14 protein-coding genes and 1 pseudogene are annotated in these 19,249 nt (G+C 65.4%); 6 read left to right on the forward strand and 9 right to left on the reverse strand.

The window, feature by feature from the left end; genetic code table 11:
- The first annotated feature begins 159 nt into the window (after positions 1 to 159).
- Positions 160 to 663, forward strand: coding sequence for a hypothetical protein (locus ACFJI2_RS15975; protein WP_377700920.1), 504 nt, complete (start codon positions 160 to 162; stop codon positions 661 to 663).
- 25 nt (positions 664 to 688) lie between these two features.
- Here ACFJI2_RS15975 and hutH read toward each other — a convergent pair whose 3' ends face one another.
- Both hutH and ACFJI2_RS15985 read right to left on the reverse strand, forming a co-directional pair.
- Positions 689 to 2,323, reverse strand: a complete 1,635-nt coding sequence (gene hutH, locus ACFJI2_RS15980) for a histidine ammonia-lyase (protein ID WP_377700921.1) — start codon at positions 2,321 to 2,323, stop codon at positions 689 to 691.
- A 23-nt stretch (positions 2,324 to 2,346) separates the two neighbouring features.
- Positions 2,347 to 3,624 (reverse strand): urate hydroxylase PuuD, encoded by a 1,278-nt coding sequence (locus ACFJI2_RS15985; RefSeq protein WP_377700922.1) that lies wholly within the window; start codon positions 3,622 to 3,624, stop codon positions 2,347 to 2,349.
- 303 nt (positions 3,625 to 3,927) lie between these two features.
- Here ACFJI2_RS15985 and ACFJI2_RS15990 point away from each other — a divergent pair, with 303 nt between their 5' ends.
- The 5 genes from ACFJI2_RS15990 (at position 3,928) to xdhB (ending at position 12,230) form a co-directional block, all read left to right on the forward strand.
- Positions 3,928 to 4,863: a LysR family transcriptional regulator gene (locus ACFJI2_RS15990; RefSeq protein WP_377700923.1), complete on the forward strand. Its 936-nt coding sequence runs from the start codon at positions 3,928 to 3,930 to the stop codon at positions 4,861 to 4,863.
- A gap of 253 nt (positions 4,864 to 5,116) precedes the next feature.
- Positions 5,117 to 6,958: an allantoate amidohydrolase gene (locus ACFJI2_RS15995; protein WP_377700924.1), complete on the forward strand. Its 1,842-nt coding sequence runs from the start codon at positions 5,117 to 5,119 to the stop codon at positions 6,956 to 6,958.
- 123 nt (positions 6,959 to 7,081) lie between these two features.
- Positions 7,082 to 8,383, forward strand: coding sequence for an NCS2 family permease (locus ACFJI2_RS16000; RefSeq protein ID WP_377700925.1), 1,302 nt, complete (start codon positions 7,082 to 7,084; stop codon positions 8,381 to 8,383).
- A gap of 11 nt (positions 8,384 to 8,394) precedes the next feature.
- On the forward strand, positions 8,395 to 9,882 hold the full coding sequence (gene xdhA / locus ACFJI2_RS16005) for a xanthine dehydrogenase small subunit (RefSeq protein ID WP_377700926.1): 1,488 nt from the start codon (positions 8,395 to 8,397) through the stop codon (positions 9,880 to 9,882).
- Complete coding sequence (gene xdhB / locus ACFJI2_RS16010; RefSeq protein ID WP_377700928.1) at positions 9,879 to 12,230, forward strand: xanthine dehydrogenase molybdopterin binding subunit; 2,352 nt, start codon at positions 9,879 to 9,881, stop codon at positions 12,228 to 12,230. Before xdhA ends, xdhB begins: the two co-directional genes overlap by 4 nt.
- Before the next feature lie 16 nt (positions 12,231 to 12,246).
- On the opposite strand, the pseudogene ACFJI2_RS16015 reads toward xdhB, so the two are convergent.
- From ACFJI2_RS16015 to ACFJI2_RS16045, 7 genes and pseudogenes are all read right to left on the reverse strand, one after another.
- Positions 12,247 to 12,628, reverse strand: a pseudogene (locus ACFJI2_RS16015) (carboxymuconolactone decarboxylase family protein).
- Positions 12,609 to 13,022, reverse strand: a complete 414-nt coding sequence (locus tag ACFJI2_RS16020; RefSeq protein ID WP_377700929.1) for a MerR family transcriptional regulator — start codon at positions 13,020 to 13,022, stop codon at positions 12,609 to 12,611. The pseudogene ACFJI2_RS16015 and the gene ACFJI2_RS16020 overlap by 20 nt, the downstream one beginning before the upstream one ends.
- 87 nt (positions 13,023 to 13,109) lie before the next feature.
- Positions 13,110 to 13,787: a YceH family protein gene (locus ACFJI2_RS16025; RefSeq protein WP_107870391.1), complete on the reverse strand. Its 678-nt coding sequence runs from the start codon at positions 13,785 to 13,787 to the stop codon at positions 13,110 to 13,112.
- A gap of 63 nt (positions 13,788 to 13,850) precedes the next feature.
- A complete protein-coding gene (gene pyk, locus ACFJI2_RS16030) occupies positions 13,851 to 15,269 on the reverse strand; it encodes a pyruvate kinase (protein WP_377700930.1) in 1,419 nt (472 codons plus the stop codon).
- Positions 15,259 to 16,506: a glycerate kinase gene (locus tag ACFJI2_RS16035; RefSeq protein ID WP_377705851.1), complete on the reverse strand. Its 1,248-nt coding sequence runs from the start codon at positions 16,504 to 16,506 to the stop codon at positions 15,259 to 15,261. Before ACFJI2_RS16035 ends, pyk begins: the two co-directional genes overlap by 11 nt.
- A gap of 160 nt (positions 16,507 to 16,666) precedes the next feature.
- On the reverse strand, positions 16,667 to 18,031 hold the full coding sequence (locus ACFJI2_RS16040) for a dicarboxylate/amino acid:cation symporter (protein WP_377700931.1): 1,365 nt from the start codon (positions 18,029 to 18,031) through the stop codon (positions 16,667 to 16,669).
- 64 nt (positions 18,032 to 18,095) lie between these two features.
- On the reverse strand, positions 18,096 to 19,160 hold the full coding sequence (locus ACFJI2_RS16045) for a tartrate dehydrogenase (protein WP_377700932.1): 1,065 nt from the start codon (positions 19,158 to 19,160) through the stop codon (positions 18,096 to 18,098).
- Positions 19,161 to 19,249: the final 89 nt, after the last annotated feature.

Here is a 19,249-nt window from a genome sequence, read left to right on the forward strand (position 1 = left end):
AAACGGGCCGGTACTGCAAAGTGCCGGCCCGTTTTGCATTGGCCCGGCTTATCGCGTTGCGTGTCAGTCTGGTCTTACATGGAGGCAGGGGGTGCGCCGATGTGGCTTGCATCTTGGCGTTTGCATAATGTGGCCTGCTTCAGTTACCAAGGTTTATGCATGAAAATCATCGATCAACGTTTTATCTCCGGTCAAAATCGCTATTCCAACCAGCCTTGCCTGCTCAGCATCCTTGAACTGGATGACGCTTCCGCGTCGCCGGCCGACGTGCGTTCGACCGCCGCTAAGCTGAAGGGCGTGCTGGGAAATTTGCCGCGCCTGGAGCGGCTGATCAATGTCATAGGGCCGGTGGATGCCGAGAAGGCACCCGCCGGACATTTTCAACTGGCGCGCCTGATCCAGGCGGTCACGCTTGAGCTGCAGCGGCTTGCCGGCAGCGAGGTGACTGTGGGATTCATCGGCGCACTGCCGCGCATGCCGGGGCGCTATCGCCTGGTGCTGCCCTATCGGATGGAGAGAATCGCTGCGGCCGCTGTGAATGCGGCGCTGGATGTGGTGAATGCCGTACGGGCGGGAGCTGCCGTCGATCTGACGGCGGTCATGGCGCAGCTGCGGGCTGCGGGGGAACGGCGGGTTACGGCAAGGGCTGCCGCCCTTGCCTAACCCGCCCTGCGGAACGCGGCGGCGTTTAGACGAACTCGCCGATCTTGCTGACCACCGCTTCGCGCACCGAGCCGCTGGTGACGAAGGAGTGAGCGACCTGGATGTCGTTGTGGAACCAGCGGTCGCCGTCCAGGCATGCCGGGATCTGCTTGCGGATCTCGTCATACGCCGCTTGCGTGCCTTCGCCCAGCTTGAAGCCCGGCAGCAGGTCTTCCGTCATGGTCAGCGCCTGCGCGGCCAGCAGCATTTCCACGCCGATGATGTATTGCGTGTTCTGCACCACCGTCGCGGCCTTGCGCGCGCACCACGTCGAGTTGGAGATGTGGTCTTCGCTGTTGCCCTTGGACGGAATGCTGTCCACGCTGCCCGGCATGCTCAGCGTGCGGTTTTCCATCACCAGTGAGCTGAGCGAGCATTGCACCACCGGGTAGCCGGTGTTCACGCCGCGGATGCCGCTCATCAGGTTGCGCGGCAGGCCCCACGACAGCGTCGGGTCGATCAGGCGCGCCACGCGGCGCTCGCAGATGCTGCCCAGGTCCGTGATGGCCATGGCCAGCAAGTCCATCGCCTGCGCCAGGTACTGGCCGTGGAAGTTACCGCCCGAGATAATCTCGAATCCGCCGCCGTCCTTGCCGAAGATGAGCGGGTTGTCGGTGGCCGAGTTGATCTCGTTTTTCACGATGGTGTCGATGTAGTCCAGCGCGTCGAACACGGGGCCGTACACTTGCGGCGTGCAGCGCAGCGAGTACACGTCCTGGATGCGGGCGGTGTACGGGATGTCGGTGCGGCGCAGCTCGTCCGGGAACTGCACGGCACGCGCTTCGTGCGTGGTGCGGGTGGAACCCTTGAGCAGCTTGCGCACCACCTTGGCAGTCTTGATCTGGCCAGGGTGCGGGCGCGCCTGCTGGATGCGCGGGTCGAACGCGGCCATCTCGGCGCGCATCGCTTCCAGCGTCAGGCCCAGCGACAGGCAGGCGTCCGTCAGCAGGTTGCGCGCGTCGTCGGCGGCCAGCACGGCCACGGCCAGCGAGGCGGTGCAGCCGTTGATCAGGGCCGATGCGTCCTTCGCTTTCAGGTCGAATTTCACCGGGCCGATTTCGGACTTGGTGATCGCTTCCGGCGCCGACATGCGCTTGCCGTCGTACATCACTTCGGCTTCGTCGAAGCCGGCGATGGCCGCTGCCAGGTAGGCCAGCGGCGCCAGGTCGCCGGACGCGCCGACGGAACCCTTCTGCGGCATGATGGGGTGGATGCCGGCGTTGATGAAGGCCAGCAGGCGGTCCACCACTTCCACGCGCGGCGCGGAGTAGTTCGAGGCGAAAGCGTTCGCGCGCAGCAGCATGGTGGCGCGGCTCACCTCTTCCGGGAACGGCTCGCCGATGCCGCCGCTGTGGGCCATGATCAGCTGCGTCTGGAACAGTTCGATGTGCTCGACCTTGATGCGGGTGTCCTTCAGCAGGCCCACGCCGGTGTTAAAGCTGTACATCATCGGCGCTTCATCGTGCATCCAGGTGGATTCGATGTAGTCGCGGCTTTCCTTCAGCGCTGCGCGCGAGGACGCGGCCAGCGCCACCTTGGCATGCGGGGCGCGCGCCACGGCGATCACCTGTTCCGCGGTGAGGTTGAAGCCATCGATGGTAACGGTCGTTTCGGTAGTCATAGTCATTCCTTCGTGTGGGCGCTTCAGTTGGCGCCGGACTCAAACCAGGTGCCGATCATCTGGCGCTCGGAGTCGGTCATCTGCGTCATGTTTGCCAGTGGCATGTCCTTGTTCTGCACGGCGCGCTGGTAGATCTTGGCAGCGTGCTGCTTGATCTGGTCCGGCGTATCGAGCATCACGCCGCCCGGCGCCGAGGCGAAGCCGGCTTGCGTAGGCTGGGCCGAGTGGCACGATGCGCAACGCGCCGTCACCACTTGCTGCACGGCGCCGATGTCGTGGCCGGAGCGGGCGATGTCGGCTGCGCTCGGCGCGGCGCCTTCCGCGCCATGGCCATGGGCATCGGCGGCAGCCACCGGCTGCGCCGCCACCGCCTTGCGCGGCGCCGGAGCGATGGCGATGGCCACGGCCACCAGCAGGATCACGCCCGCCACCGGGAAGCCCAGCGACACCTTGCCCGCATGGCGCAGGTTGAAGAAGTGGCGGATCAGCACGCCGGCCGCCATGATGGCGCCCAGGATCAGCCAGCTGTACGAGTGGCTGTAGGTCATTGCGTAGTGGTTGCTGATCATGATCAGCAGCACAGGCAGCGTGAAGTAGTTGTTGTGCACCGAACGCACCTTGGCGCGCTTGCCGTAGATCGGGTCGGGCGACTGGCCCTTCTCCATCGCTTCCACCAGCTTGCGTTGGCCGGGGATGATCACGAACAGCACGTTACCCACCATCATGGTGCCTATCATGGCGCCCACGTGGATGTAGGCGGCGCGGCCGCTCAAGGTGTGCGTCAGCACGTAGGCTGCGGCGACGATCAGCACGAACAGCACGGAGCCGAGAACGGCAGGCTTTTCGCCCAGCGGCGATTTGCACAGCAGGTCGTAGACGATCCAGCCGCCGGCCAGCGTGCCCAGTCCCACGGCAACGGCTTGCAGGGACGACAAATCGGCCACGTTTTTATCGATCATCATCGCCGAGGCGTTGAAGTAGTAGACGATGAACAGCATGGCGAAGCCGCTCAGCCAGGTCGCATACGCTTCCCATTTGAACCAGTGCAGGTCGGACGGCAGTTCCGCCGGGGCGACCAAGTATTTTTGCGGGTTGTAGAAACCGCCGCCGTGCACGGCCCACAGTTCCCCGGAGACGCCGGCCTTGGCCAGCGGGCTGCCGGGCTTGGGCGGCCGGATCGAGTTGTCCAGCCAGACGAAGTAAAACGAAGCGCCGATCCACGCTATGCCGGTGATCAGATGCAGCCAGCGTACCAGGAGATTGAGCCACTCCACCCCATACGATCCGAATAAAGCTTCCATGAATTTTCCAATTAGTCTGTTCATCTGCCTCTGGCGGGCACTTCAGATGAGCGAGGTTGTCACCTCCGGAACGATCGTTATCCTGCCGCCGCTACGATCGTGATGGCCTGCGGCCATCAACCTGCCCCCGGCCATGGAAAGTGTCTCCTCTCTTGCCGGGATGGTGGAACGATAGCGGTCTTGCGGGCGCGAGTCCTGCGCTTGCACATATAACTTGCATACGATTCGCGTTATAGCTGTTACAGGCCGGGATGTGCGACTCTGTTATGCATAAGTTTAAATATCCAACCTTGGGAGACCGATATGTCACGCTTGCCAGAACACCTGGACATCCACCTGATCCGCATTCTTTACCTGCTGCTGTGCGAGAAAAACGTCTCGCGCGTGGCGCTGAAACTGAACCAGCCGCAGCCCTCCATTTCCGCCTCGTTGCGCAAGCTGCGCGAGCTGACGGGCGATCCGCTGCTGGTGCGCGGCGGGCGCGGCATGGTGCCGACGCAACACGGCGAGAGCCTGCTCAAGCCGGCCAAGCGCATCCTGGACGAAACCGAAAGCCTGTTCAGTCCCAAGACGGCGTTCGTGCCGCAGGAGGAGGCGCGCACTTTCCACATCGCTGCGCCGGACTATATGAATACGCAGTTCTTCACCGAGGTGATCGCCCGCGTGCGGCGCGAGTCGCCCAGGAGCCGCCTGGTGATTCACGCGCTGGGACCGGACGCCGACTACGTGCGCCTGCTGTCGGACGGCGAGCTGGACCTGGTGGTGGCCAACTGGGACGAGCCGCCGCACCACCTGCACATCTCCAAGCTGTTCGACGACCCGATCGTGTGCCTGATGCGCGCCAACAGCGCCTATGCGCGCCGCACGCCCAAGGACGGCATGACCATCGAGGACTACCTGACCTTGCCGCACGCGGCGCCGGCGCTGATCCTGCCCGGCTACCACGGCAACATCGACGCCTTCCTGGAGCAGCAGAACATGGAGCGCAACATCGTGGTGGAGTCGGCGCATTTCCGCATGCTGCCTTATATCGTGGCGCAGACCGATCTGGTGCTGACGGCCGGGCAGCAGTTCGCCAGCTTCTATGAGAACACGCTGGGGCTGAAGTCGTACAAGGTGCCGGTGAAGTTCCCGCCGCTGCGCTTTTACCAGCTGTGGCACGAGCGCGCGCACCACGCCACCGAGCACAAATGGCTGCGCGCGCAGATCAGCACGGCCGCGCGGCTGCTGGCGAAGTAGCGGCGGCTTACGGGCCTGCGGCCCTAACCCGCCCTACGAAAAGCAGAGGCCCGGGCGACCGTAGGGCGGATTAGCGCGCAGCGCGTAATCCGCCGAGCCGCCGAGCCGCCAAGCCGCCGAAGCCGCCGCACAGCATAGCTGATATCGCGCCAGCGATATACATCCCGCCAGCCAGCCCTCTATTATCAAATCGCCACCTCCCAGACCACCCAACATGGAGCGGGCCGCTCCCGACCAGCGGCCCGAATGCACGATGACGACTCTGAAGCAACTGAACACCTGCGGCGTGCTGGATTTCAGCGCAACGCTGCACGGACTGTACGAACACTCTCCGTGGATACCCCAGCGTGCCGCCGCGCTGCGCCCTTTCCGCACCGTGGACGCATTGAAGCTGGGCTTGCAGAAGGTGGTGGCCGAGGCCACGCGCGACGAGCAACTGGGCCTGATCCGCGCCCACCCGGAATTGGCCGGCAAGGCAGCCGTGGCGGGCGAACTGACGCCCGAGTCCAGCGGCGAACAAGCCAAGGCCGGCCTGCACCTGTGCAGCCCGGAAGAATTCGCGGCGCTGCAGGAACTGAACGCGGCCTATAACGAGAAATTCACCTTCCCCTTCATCATCGCGGTGAAAGGAGCGGATGGCAAAGGCCTCACGCGCCAGGCCATCATCGCCGCCTTCCGCCGCCGCCTGCGCAACCAGGTGGAGGATGAAACGCGCGAGGCGCTGCGCCAGATCAACCGCATCGCTGAGATGCGCCTGAACGCGCTGCTGCAGCACGAGCCGGCCATGGGCCAGGCCATCATGGCGTGGGCCGAGCAGATCGGCGCGCTGAGCGAGGATGCGCAAGGCCTGACCTGCACCTACATGACGCAAACCCACCGCAGCACGGCGGTGCAGATCGCGCAGTGGATGCGCGAAGCCGGCATGCACGCGCACATCGACGCGGTGGGCAACGTGGTGGGCCGCTACCTGTCCACCGACCCGCAGGCGCGCACCCTGCTCACCGGTTCGCACTACGACACGGTGCGCAACGGCGGCAAGTATGACGGCCGCCAAGGCATCCTGACCGCCATCGCCGTGGTCAAGCAGCTGCACGAACGCGGCGAAACGCTGCCCTTCCACTTCGAGGTGATCGCTTTTTCGGAAGAGGAAGGCGTGCGCTTCAAGAGCACCTTCCTGGGCAGCAGCGCCGTCATCGGCCAGTTCGATCCTGCCCTGCTGAACCTGCGCGACCGCGACGGCATCCTGCTGCGCGACGTGCTGGCCGAAGCGGGACAGGACGTGAACACCATCGCCGCCATCGCGCGCGACCCGGCAGACCTGCTGGGGTATGTGGAAGTGCATATAGAACAAGGCCCGGTGCTGCTCGACCGCGGCCTGCCGGTGGGCGTGGTGACGTCGATTGCCGGCAGCAGCCGCTTCCTGGTGGAGCTCAAGGGCGTGGCCAGCCACGCCGGCACCACGCCCATGGGCATGCGCAAGGACGCCGCAGCAGCCGCTGCCGAGATCGTGCTGTCCGTGGAGGACCGCTGCGGCGCGCACCAGCCGGGCGCGCAGGAATCGGCGCTGGTCGGCACGGTGGGCCAGCTGCACGTGCCGGGAGGCTCCACCAATGTGATCCCCGGCGCGTGCACCTTCTCGCTCGACATCCGCGCCGCCAACGACGCCGCGCGCGACGCGGCGGTGGCCGACATCCTGGCGCACATCGAGAAGGTGTGTCAGCGGCGCCACATTGATGTCAATGTTGAACGTACCGTTTCCGCCAGTTCGGCGCCCTGCGCGCCCTGGCTGATGCAGCAGATTGCAGCCGCCGCCGAACGGGCCGGCGTTCCCGCATTCCAGCTCGCGTCCGGCGCAGGCCACGACGCCATGCTGATGGCCCGCATTACCGATGTGGCCATGCTGTTCACCCGCTGCGGCAATGGCGGCATCTCCCACAACCCGCTGGAGACGATGACCGCCGACGACGCCGACGTGGCCGCCCGCATCCTGCTCGACTTCCTGCGCCATTTCAAGGCCAGGCCGAAAGCCGCAGCCAGGAACAGCGCGGACTATACCGAAAAACAGATAACCCATATTCCCCAGCAAATAAGCTGACAAGGAGCGTATAGACGACGATACAAGAAAGCAGCGCAAAAAACAAAGCGCGGGACGTCATATTTTTCCACTCGCAAGAAGTGGAATTTCGGACGTATAAAAACTAAACACGAGACAAACATCATGAACTTCCTGGATAACTACTTCAAGCTCAGTGAGAACGGCAGCAACGTTCGCACCGAGGTGCTGGCCGGCCTCACCACCTTCCTGACGATGGCTTACATCATCTTCGTCAACCCCTCCATCCTCGGCGACGCCGGCATGCCCAAGGACTCGGTCTTTGTGGCCACCTGCGTGGCTGCGGCAGTCGGCACGCTCATCATGGGCTTGTACGCCAACTTCCCTATCGGCCTGGCGCCGGGCATGGGCTTGAACGCCTACTTCGCCTATGGCGTCGTCAAAGGCATGGGCTTCCCATGGGAAGCCGCACTGGGCGCAGTATTCATTTCCGGCTGCTGCTTCCTGGTGGTGAGCCTGCTGCGTATCCGCGAGAAGATCATGAATGCCATCCCCGCTTCGCTGCGCACCGCCATCCCGGCCGGCGTGGGCCTGTTCCTGGCGCTGATCTCGCTGAAAAACTCCGGCATCGTCGTCTCCAGCCCGGCCACTTTTGTCACCATGGGCAACCTGCACGAGCCCGCGCCCATCCTGGCCATCGTCGGCTTCCTCGTCATCGTCGCACTGGACCGGCTGAAAGTCACCGGCGCCCTGCTGATCGGCATCATGACCGTAACGGTGCTGAGCTTCTTCTTCGCCGGTAACGCCTTCCACGGCGTGGTCTCCATGCCGCCATCGATCGAACCGACCGCCTTCAAGCTGGACATCATGGGCGCCATCTCGCACGGCCTGCTCAACGTGGTGCTGGTGTTCTTCCTGGTTGAACTGTTCGACGCCACCGGCACGCTGATGGGCGTGGCCCAGCGCGCAGGCCTGATGAAGGACGGCAAACTGCCGCCGTCGATGAACAAGGCCCTGCTGGCCGATTCCGGCGCCATCATCGCCGGTTCCGTGATGGGCACCTCGAGCACCACGGCCTTCATCGAAAGCGCCGCCGGCGTGCAAGCGGGCGGCCGCACCGGCCTCACCGCCGTCACCGTGGCCGTGCTGTTCCTGATGGCGCTATTCATCGCGCCGCTGGCCGGCGTGGTACCGGCTTACGCCACCGCACCCGCCCTGTTCTTCGTGGCCTGCCTGATGCTGCGCGAACTGGCGGAAATCAACTGGAGCGAAACCACGGAAAGCATCCCCGCCGTGATCACCGCGCTGGTCATGCCATTCACCTATTCGATCGCCAACGGCCTGGCGCTGGGCTTCATCAGCTACGCCGCGCTGAAACTGCTGACCGGTAAGCACAAGGAAGTCAGCGGCATGATCTGGGGCATTGCCGCGGTGTTCCTGTTCAAGACCATTTATATCGCAGGTTGAAGGAGTAGTTCATGTCTCACCCGATTCGTTTTTACTATCAGGGGCGCGTGCAGGAAGTCGCGTCCGCATCGCCCACCCGCACGCTGCTTCAGCATTTGCGCGAAGACCAGCATTGCACCGGCACCAAGGAAGGCTGCGCCGAAGGCGACTGCGGCGCCTGCACCGTCGTCATCGGCTCGCTGGTGAACGGTGAACTGGAAATGCGCAATGTGAACTCGTGCATCCAGTTCCTGCCTACGCTGGACGGCAAGGCCGTGTTCTCGGTGGAGGACCTGAAGCAGAACGACGGCAGCCTGCACCCGGTGCAGGAAGCGCTGGTCGAATGCCACGGTTCGCAATGCGGCTTCTGCACGCCGGGCTTCGCCATGTCCTTGTGGAGCCTGTACCTGAAGCAGGAAACGCAGACGGAACCCCTGTGCCGGAAACAAGTCGACGAGACGCTGTCCGGTAACCTGTGCCGCTGCACGGGTTACCGCCCCATTATCGACGCGGCGCACCGCATGGGCGAACTGCCGCCGGCGCGCTTCGACCGGGAGGCCCTGGCGGCCACCCTGCAAGACCTGCAACGAAATACCATGTTCAGCTACACCCACGACGGCCAGACCTTCCACGCGCCGCGCACCCTGGCCGAATTGGCCGCACTGCGCGCCGCCAAGCCCACCGCCACCATCCTGGCCGGCTCCACCGACGTGGGCCTGTGGGTGACCAAGCAGATGCGCGACCTGGGCGACGTGATCTACGTGCGCCAGGTGCAGGAACTGCACCAGATGGGCATGGTGGACGGCATGCTGGAAATCGGCGCCGCCGTGTCGCTGGACGACGCCTACCGCTCGGTGGGCGGCCTGTATAAGAACGCCTCGCTGCACGAGCTGTGGCAGCGCTTCGCCTCGCAGCCCATCCGCAGCACCGGCACCCTGGGCGGCAGCGTCGCCAACGGCTCGCCCATCGGCGACTCCGCGCCGTGGATGATCGTGCTCGGTGCAGAGATCGTGCTGAACGGCTCGCAAGGCCGCCGCAGCATGCTGCTGCAGGACTTCTACCTGGACTACATGAAGAAGAACTGGCAGCCGGGCGAGTTCGTCGAGGCGGTGCGCATTCCGCTGCCGAAAGCGAACCAGCAGTTCCGCACCTACAAGCTGGCCAAGCGCTACGACCAGGACATTTCCGCCGTTGCCGCGGCCTACTGCATCACGCTGGAAGACGGCATCGTGCGCAACGCGCACATCGCCTACGGCGGCATGGCAGCCACCTCCAGGCGCGCCCCGCTGGCCGAAGCTGCCATCGAGGGCAAGCCATGGAACGAAGACACGCTCAAGGCCGGCATGGCCGCCCTGGCGCAGGACTACACCCCGCTGACCGACATGCGCGCCACCGCCGGCTACCGCATGAAGACCGCGCAGAACCTGCTGCGCCGCTTCTGGCTGGAGTCGCGCCCTGAAGGCACCCTGCCCGTCACCTCGATCAACGCGTTTGCATTCAAAGAAAGGACCGCCGCATGAACAGCAAGTCCGAAGCGTTCATGACTATCGGCGCAGCCCAGGGCTGGGCCGAAGTCGGCCAGAACCACCCGCACGAGTCGGCCATCCTGCACGTGCTGGGCGAAGCCACCTACACCGACGACATCCCCGAAGCGCAAGGCACGCTGCACGCCGCGCTGGGCCTGTCGCCGAAAGCGCACGCGCGCATCCTGTCCATCAACCTGGAACCGGTGAAGGCCATGCCGGGCGTGGTGGCCGTGTTCACCTACAAAGACATCCCCGGCACCAATGACTGCGGCCCGATTATCCACGACGATCCGATCCTGGCAGAGGAAAAGGTTGAATACGTGGGCCAGCCCATCTTCATCGTCGTGGCAGAGACGCACGACCAGGCACGCCACGCCGCGCGCAAGGCCGACATCCAGTACGAAGAGCTGCCAGCCATCCTGACGCCGGAAGCGGCGCGCGACGCCGAGTCCTTCGTGGTGCCGCCGATGCGCCTCACGCGCGGCGACGCCAAGGCCGCTTTCGAGCGCTCCAGGCACATACTGAAGGGCAAGCTGCACGTCGGCGGCCAGGAGCAGTTCTACCTGGAAGGCCAGATCTCCTACGCCCTGCCGAAGGAAGCGGGCGGCATGCATGTGTACTGCTCCACCCAGCACCCGACCGAGATGCAGCACGTGGTGGCGCACGCGCTGCACATCGCCTCGCACGCGGTGGTGGTCGAATGCCGCCGCATGGGCGGCGCCTTCGGCGGCAAGGAATCGCAATCCGCACTGTGGGCTGCCTGCGCCGCAGTCAGCGCATCGCACCTGAAGCGCCCCGTCAAGCTGCGCGCCGACCGCGACGACGACATGATGGTGACCGGCAAGCGCCACTGCTTCTACTACGAGTACGAGATGGGCTATGACGACAATGGCCTGATCACCGCCGCCAAGGTGGAGATGGTGACGCGCGCCGGCTTCTCGGCCGACCTGTCCGCGCCGGTGGCCACGCGCGCCATCTGCCACTTCGACAACACCTACTACCTGAGCGACGTGGACATCCGCGCCATGGCCGGCAAGACCAACACGCAGTCCAACACCGCTTTCCGCGGCTTCGGCGGCCCGCAGGGCGCCATCGCCATCGAATACATCGTGGACGAGATCGCGCGCAACCTGGGCAAGGATGCGCTGGACGTCCGCAAGATCAACTTCTACGGCCGCAACGACGAGGAAGGCCGCAACACCACGCAGTACGGCCAGAAGGTGGTCGATAACGTGATCCACGAGCTGGTGGGCCAGCTGGAGAACGACTCTGCCTACCGCGCGCGGCGCGAGGCGATCCGCGAATTCAACGCCACCAGCCCGGTGCTGAAGAAAGGCCTGGCGCTCACGCCGGTGAAGTTCGGCATCGCCTTCAACGTCACCCACTTCAACCAGGCCGGCGCGCTGGTGCACATCTACACAGACGGCTCGGTGCTGGTGAACCACGGCGGCACCGAAATGGGCCAGGGCATCAACACCAAGGTGTGCCAGGTGGTGGCGCATGAACTGGGCATTCCGCTGGCCCGTGTGCGCGCCAGCGCCACCGATACCAGCAAGGTCGCCAACACCTCGGCCACGGCCGCCTCCACCGGCGCCGACCTGAACGGCAAGGCAGCGCAGGACGCCGCCGCCACGCTGAACCGCCGCCTGCGCGAGTTCGCCGCCAGGGCCTGCAACTGCGAACCTGCGGCCGTGACTTTCGCCAACGGGATGGTCTACGCCGGCGAGGCCACGCTCAGCTTCCCGGACCTGGTGCAGAAGGCCTACCTGGCCCGCGTGCAGCTGTGGTCCGACGGCTTCTACGCCACGCCGGGCCTGAGCTGGGACCGCGAAACCATGACCGGCAATCCGTTCGGCTATTACGCCTACGGTGCATCCGTGTCGGAAGTGGTGGTCGACACGCTGACCGGCGAATGGAAACTGCTGAAGGTGAACGCCCTGTACGACGCGGGCAACTCGCTGAATCCGGCCATCGACGTGGGCCAGGTGGAAGGCGCCTTCATCCAGGGCATGGGCTGGCTGACGACGGAGGAACTGTGGTGGAACAAGGCCGGCAAGCTGATGACGCACGCGCCGTCCACCTACAAGATTCCGGGCGTATCGGACTGCCCGGAAGACTTCGACGTGCAGCTGTTCAAGAACCGTAACGCGTTCGACAGCATCCACCGCTCCAAGGCGGTGGGCGAGCCGCCGCTGCTGCTGCCCTTCTCCGTGTTCCTGGCCATCCGCGACGCGGTGGCATCGGTGGGCGACTACCGCATCAACCCGCCGCTGCGCGCCCCGGCCACCAGCGAAGCCATCCTGGATGCGGTTGACGCGGTACGCGAACTGGCGCAAGCCTGAGCTTAAGCGCGCTACATCACGCCTGTTCGTGCAATGCGAACACTTCCCTGGCCGCGAACACGCCATTCAATGCGGCCGGGAAGCCGGCGTAAAGGCTCGATCTGCAGCATGGTTTCGATGATCTCGGTGCGGGACAGGCCGACGTTCAGCGCGGCGGCGATGTGCACCTTGAGCTGTGGCTGCGCCGTGCCCATCGCGGTGAGCGCGGCGACGGTGGCCAGCTCGCGCTGCTGCAGCGTGAGGCCGGGGCGGGAATAGATGTCGCCGAAGCCGAATTCAATGATGTATTTGCCCAGGTCCGGGCTGATGTCCGCCAGCGACTCGATCACCTTGTCGCCGGCGCTGCCGTCTACTTCGCGCAGCCTTGCCAGTCCCCGTTCATAGCGCGTGCTTTCCATGCTGTTTCTCCTTTGATTGCAGTTCGGATTCCAAAGTGGAGTACAGCGCAATTTTCTGGGTTAGAAAGGCCAGCGTTTCCTGCATCGCCTTCACTTCCGCCTCCACGGCGGCCGCGTGCTGCACCAGCATGGTCTTGCGTTCGGCCACGCTGGACAGCAGTTCGCCCTGCTCCCGCAATTGCGCATAACGCTGCATCTCTTCGATAGACATGCCGGTGGCGCGCAGCCTCAACAGGAAATCGATCCAGTTGAGGTCATCCGCCCGGTAAAGCCGGTGGCCGTTGCTACGGCGCGGAATCGGCTTGATCAAGCCTATCCGCTCGTAGTACCGCAGCGTATGGACACTCAGTCCACACGCCTCCGCCGTCTGTTGTATCGTAAGTGCAGCAGTCATGGAGGCATGGTAGAAGTTAGAGCGCACTCTAAGTCAAGGGGGTTTTCGATAGCATAATCTAGAGACCCCCAGCCCGTCCCGAATGGCTTATTCGAACTGTTTCCTGAACTGCTCGAACTGCGCGGCCAGGTCGGTGAAGTCCTGACGCAGCTGGGCGACTTCGGCTTCGAGCTGGGCGACGCGGCTGCCCTGGGCAGGGGTGCTGGTGCTGCCGCCGTAGCTGGCGGCGGTCTCTTCGCGCGCCAGCGCTTCTTCGCCTTGCAGCAGGTGGCCGTAGCGCGGCTCCTTGGTGCCGGGCGCGAGCGGCAGCTTGGCGGCCAGCGGCGGGTATTTGTCGATCAGGAACTGCAGCGCCTGCTCGACGTCGGCCACGGATTTGAAGTCATGCAGGCGGCCGGTGCGGGTGCGGATTTCGCCAGCGGTCTGCAGGCCGCGCAGCATCAGCACGGTGAGCACGGCCACCTTGTCCTGCTCCAGCGACCACTTGATGCGCATGCGGTGCTCGTACTTGGTGACGCGCGCGCCGGCCTGCGTGATGCCGTTGACGAACTTGCGCTGCATGAGCCGCTGCAGCACGTCGGCCACGGTTTCTTCGGACAGCGACATCACCGGGTCGCGGCTGGACAGCTGGTTGCAGCCGTTGGTGATGGCATTCAGCGACATCGGGTAGTTGTCGGGCGTGAGGGCTTCTTTTTCCGCCAGCACGGCGAGCACGCGGGTTTCAAACGGGTCCAGCAGGTTGGCGTTGTCCGCTTCGGTAGTCATGCATATTCCTTCATTCGACGAGTTGCTTAGCCGAATTTACCACACTACGGCCCTCCCTCACAGCTACTCCAGCTGGGCAATGCGCAGCAGGTTGGTGCTGCCCGGCTCCCCGAACGGGGTGCCCGCCGCGATGACGATAGTCTGGCCCGGCTGCGCATAGCCGGATTCGCGCGCCGTACGGCAGGCGAAGTCCGTCATCTCGGCCACCGCGTCCACATCGTGCGTGAGCACGGCATGCACGCCCCACACCAGCGCCAGCCGGCGCGCGGTACTCAGCCTGGGCGTCATGCCGATGATGGGCGCGCGCGGCCGCTCGCGCGCCATGCGCAGCGCGGACTGGCCGGAGGTGGTGTAGGCCACCGTGGCGGCCACTTGCAGCAGCTCGGCCACCGAGCGCATGGCCAGGCCGATGGCGTCGGGGATCTCGGCGCGCGGCGGGCTTTGCGTGGCCTTGATGGTCTCGCCGTAGTAGGGGTCGGCCTCGGTCTGCGCGATGATGCTGCTCATGATGCTCACCGCCTCGAGCGGAAAGCGGCCGGAGGCCGATTCGGCCGACAGCATCACCGCATCTGCGCCGTCGTACACGGCGGTGGCCACGTCGGAGGCTTCGGCGCGGGTGGGCACGGGCGCCGCCACCATCGACTCCAGCATCTGCGTGGCGACGATGACAGGCTTACCCAACTTGCGGCACAGGCGCACGATGCGCTTCTGGATGGCCGGCACCAGCTCGGCGGGCATCTCCACACCCAGGTCGCCGCGCGCCACCATCAGCGCGTCCGATGCCTCCACCACCGCTTCCAGCCGGTCGATGGCGGCCGGTTTTTCCAGCTTGGCGATGATGCCTACCTTGCCGCCCGTGAGCGCGCGCAGTTCCTCGATGTCCTCCGGGCGCTGCACGAAGGACAGCGCCACCCAGTCCACGCCCAGCGCCAGGCCGAATTCCAGGTCGCGCCTGTCCTTGGCGGTCAGTGCGGACAGGGGCAGCACCACGCCGGGCACGTTGACGCCCTTGCGGTCGGACAGCATGCCGCCCACCACCACGGTGGTGTCGGCGAAATCGCTGCCGAAGCGCTCCACGCGCAGCTCGATGCGGCCATCGTCCAGCAGCAGGCGCGTGCCGTTTTCCAGTGCGGCGAAGATCTCGGAATGCGGCAACGCTACGCGTTCCACGTCGCCAGCGCGCCCGGCGTCCAGGTCCAGCCGGAAGGCTGCGCCCTGCTCCAGCCTCACCGAGCCGAGGGAGAATGTCCCCACCCGCAGCTTCGGGCCTTGCAGGTCCAGCAGCACGCCGATGGGGCGGCCCAGCTTCGTTTCCAGGCCACGGATGATGTCGTAGCGGGCCTTGTGGTCTGCGTGCGTGCCGTGGCTGAAGTTCAGGCGGAACACGTCCGCCCCGGCGCGGTAAAGGGCTTCGATAGTGGCGCCGTCGGAACTGGCGGGGCCGATGGTGGCGACGATCTTGGCGTGGCGGTTACGATGCATGTTGTACTCCGGTGATCAGGATGGCGCGGAAGTCGTTGACGTTGGTGAGCGTGGGGCCGGTGATGACCGAGTCGCCCAGCGCTTCGAAGAAGCCGTGGCCGTCGTTGCGGTCCAGGCTCTCGCGGGGGCGCAGGCCGAGCGCGGCGGCGCGCGCCAGGCTGTCGGGCGTGAGGATGGCGCCGGCGACTTCCTCGACGCCGTCCACGCCGTCGGTATCGCCTGCCAGCGCGTACACGCCCGGCAGGCCCTCCAGCGCCACGCCCAGCGACAGCAGGAACTCCACGTTGCGCCCGCCCCTGCCCTGGCCCTTCACGGTAACGGTGGTTTCGCCGCCGGAGAGCAGGATGCAGGGCGTGGCGAACGGCTCGCCGTGGGCTGCAATGTGACGGGTCACGCCTGCCATGACCTTGCCGACGTCGCGCGCTTCGCCTTCCAGGCTGTCGCCCAGCAGATGGCAGCGCACGCCGGCGGCTTGGGCGACGGCGGCTGCCGCTTGCAGCGCCATGCGCGGCGTCACGGCCATGCGCAGTTCGGATGCGGCCAGGCGTTCGTCGCCGGGCTTGATGCTTTCACCGAGTCCGCTTTGCAGCACGGCACTCACGCTGGCCGGCGTGTCGATGCCGTAGCGGGACAGGATGGCGAGCGCGTCGGCGCAGGTGCTGTGGTCGGGCGCTGTCGGGCCGGAGGCGATGTCGATGGGATCGTCGCCCGGCACGTCGGAGATCAGCAGCGTGACCACGCGGGCCGGGGCGCAAGCCGCCGCCAGCCGGCCGCCCTTGATCGCCGAGATGTGGCGGCGCACGCAATTCATCTCGGAGATGGTGGCGCCGCTTGCCAGCAGCGCCTTGTTGACGGCCTGCTTCTCTGCCATGGTGATGCCGGGCGCGGGGAGCGACAGCAGCGCCGAGCCGCCGCCGGAGATCAGGCAGATGACGAGGTCGTCCGCGCTCAGGCCCCGCACCATGTCCAGCATCCGGCGGGCGGCACGGTGGCCTGCCTCGTCCGGCACCGGGTGGGCGGCCTCCACGATTTCGATGCGCTCGCAGGGCACGCCATAGTCGTAGCGGGTGACGACCAGGCCTTCAAGGGGACCGGGCCAGTTGCGCTCCAGCGCCTGCGCCATCGCCGCGCTGGCCTTGCCTGCGCCGATAACGATGGTGCGGCCCTTCGGCGCCGGCGGCAGATTCGCCGGCACGCACAGCGCCGGCTGCGCGGCGGCAATGGCCGCGTCGAACATGTCGCGCAGCAGGCGGCGCTCGCGCAGCCCGGCGCCAAATGCCACGCCGCCTTCGCCTTCGCCTTTGCCTTCGCCGTCAGCGGCAGCGGCAGCGGCAGCGGCAGCGGCAGCGGCAGCGGCATCGTGCACGCTGGCCTCGCCGTGCGCCGCTTCGATCAGCTTAGCCATGGCGCACCGCCCCTTCCATCGCCATGCGCACGACGGGCTGTGGCGCGTCCTCAGGCTCCAGGGCGGCAGGCTCGCCGTACAGCACATCCATATCAGCCGTGCCGTTCAGCACCGCGTCCGCCCTGGCCCGGTCCAGGCCGCCGACCCAGCGTGCGATCGCCATGGTGCCCACCGCGTTGCCGATGGTGTTGGTGATGGCGCGCGCTTCGGACATGAAACGGTCCACGCCCAGCAGCAACACCATGCCTTCCACCGGAATCTTGCCCATGGACGCCAGCGTGGCGGCCAGCGTGATGAAGCCAGACCCGGTCACACCCGCCGACCCCTTGGAGGTCAGCATCAGCACGCCCAGCACCAGCAGCTGGTCCATCAGCGACAGATGGGTGTTGGTGGCCTGCGCAATGAAGATGGCGGCCATGGTGTAGTAGATGCACTGCCCGTCCGGATTGAAGGTCAGCCCCGACGGCACCACCAGCCCCACCACCGGCTTCGAGCAGCCCACCTGCTCCAGCTTGTGCATCAGCTGCGGCACCACGGATTCGGACGAGCTGGTGCCCAGCACCGTGAAGATTTCCGCCCGCAGGTACTTGAGGAACTTCCACAGGCTGAAGCCCGAGATGCGCGCCACCACGCCCAGCACCAGGAACACGAACAGGAAGCAGGTCAGGTACATGGTGCCCATGAGCTGCGCCAGCTTGGCGATGGACGAGAAGCCGTATTTGCCCACCGTGAAGGAGATGGCGCCGAATGCCGCGATTGGCGCAACCCGCATCACCAACCCGACGATGTAAAACATGGCGTTGGAGAAGCTCTCGAGGAAGCTCACCACCGGCTTGGCGCGGCTGCCCAGGTGCGCCAGCGCCACGCCGAACATAATGGAGAACACCAGGATCTGCAGGATCTCGTTCTTGGCGAAGGCGTCCACCACGCTGCCCGGTATCATGCCCAGCACGAAGTCCATGAAGCTGGCCGGCTTGGCGGCAGCCGCCGTGTAGGTGGAAATGCTCTTGGTATCGAGCGTATGCGGATCGATGTTCATGCCCACGCCCGGCCCCACCAGGTTCACGGCCAGCAGGCCGAGGCCAAGTGCGAAAGTGGACATCACCTCGAAATAGATCAGGGCGCGGCCGCCAACGCGGCCCAGGTCCTTCATGCTTTCCATCTTGGCGATGCCCAGCACCACGGTGGCGAAAATCACCGGCGCGAACACCATCTTGATCAGTTTGATGAAGGCGTCGCCCAGCGGTTTGAGCTTGGCGCCCAGCTCGGGATCGAGCACGCCGAGAACGATACCTGCGGCCACGGCGATGAGGACTTGCACATATAGCGTCCCCAGGAACTTGCGGGTTCTTTTCATGATCAGTCTCCAATATGAGTGTGCACGCGGCGGCTCTGCGGCCGCCTCGGCGCGCGGGGGATTTTTACTTGCCAGCGCGGATGAAGGCGCATACCGCGCGCGTCACGTCCACCGTTTTGGCGGTGCCGCCCAGGTCTGGCGTATGCACCTTGTCGGCGGTGACGGCTTCCACGGCTTTCATCAGGCGCGCGGCGGCGGCGGTTTCGCCCAGGTGCTCGAGCATCATGGCGGCGGTCCAGAAGGTGGCGATGGGATTGGCCACGCCCTTGCCGGTGATGTCGAACGCGGAGCCGTGGATAGGCTCGAACATGGACGGGAAGGTACGCTCAGGATTCAGGTTGGCGGTGGGGCCGATGCCCAGACTACCCGACAGCGCGGCCGCCAGGTCGGACAGAATGTCGGCGTGCAGGTTGGTGGCGACGATGGTGTCCAGCGTCTGCGGCTTCAGCACCATGCGGGTCGTGACGGCGTCCACCAGTTCGCGGTCCACTTTCACGTCCGGATAGTCGGCCGCCACTTCGTAGAAGATTTCGTCCCACATCACCATGCCGAAGCGCTGCGCGTTGGACTTGGTGACCAGGGTCAGGTGCTTGGCGGGACGCTTCTGCGCCAGTTCGAAGGCGAAGCGGTGGATGCGCTCCACCCCGGCGCGGGTGAACACGGCAGTTTCGGTGGCGGCTTCGATCGGCAGGCCGCGGTGGGTGCGGCCGCCGTTGCCGGCGTATTCGCCTTCCGAGTTCTCGCGCACGATCACCCAGTCGATGGCTTCGCCGCCCTTCAGCGGGCTGGTCACGCCCGGCAGTACGCGTGCCGGACGCACATTGGCGTACTGGTCGAAGCCTTGCGCGATCGGCAGGCGCAGGCCCCACAGCGAGATATGGTCGGGCACCTGCTGGCTGCCGACGGCGCCGAAGAAGATGGCGTCGAAACGCTTCAGCTTTTCCAGGCCGCCTTCGGGAATGTAGTAGCCGTGCTCCAGGTAGTAGTCCGAGCTCCAGGGGAAGTGTTCCACTTCGAACTTGAAGCCGCCGTCCTGCTCGGCCAGGGCGCTCAGCACTTCCAGGCCCGCGTCGATGACTTCAGGACCGATACCGTCGGCTGGGATGGCGGCAATTTTATGTACACGCATGTTGGGTCTCCTTGAATAGTGAGTTGAGGCGCCCAGTGTAGGCCGCATCACAATTCATGGATTAGGTGTAAAGTTATGCTACTTGTTCC

The sequence above is a fragment of the Pseudoduganella sp. UC29_71 genome (assembly GCF_042693265.1).
Classification (GTDB): domain Bacteria; phylum Pseudomonadota; class Gammaproteobacteria; order Burkholderiales; family Burkholderiaceae_D; genus Rugamonas.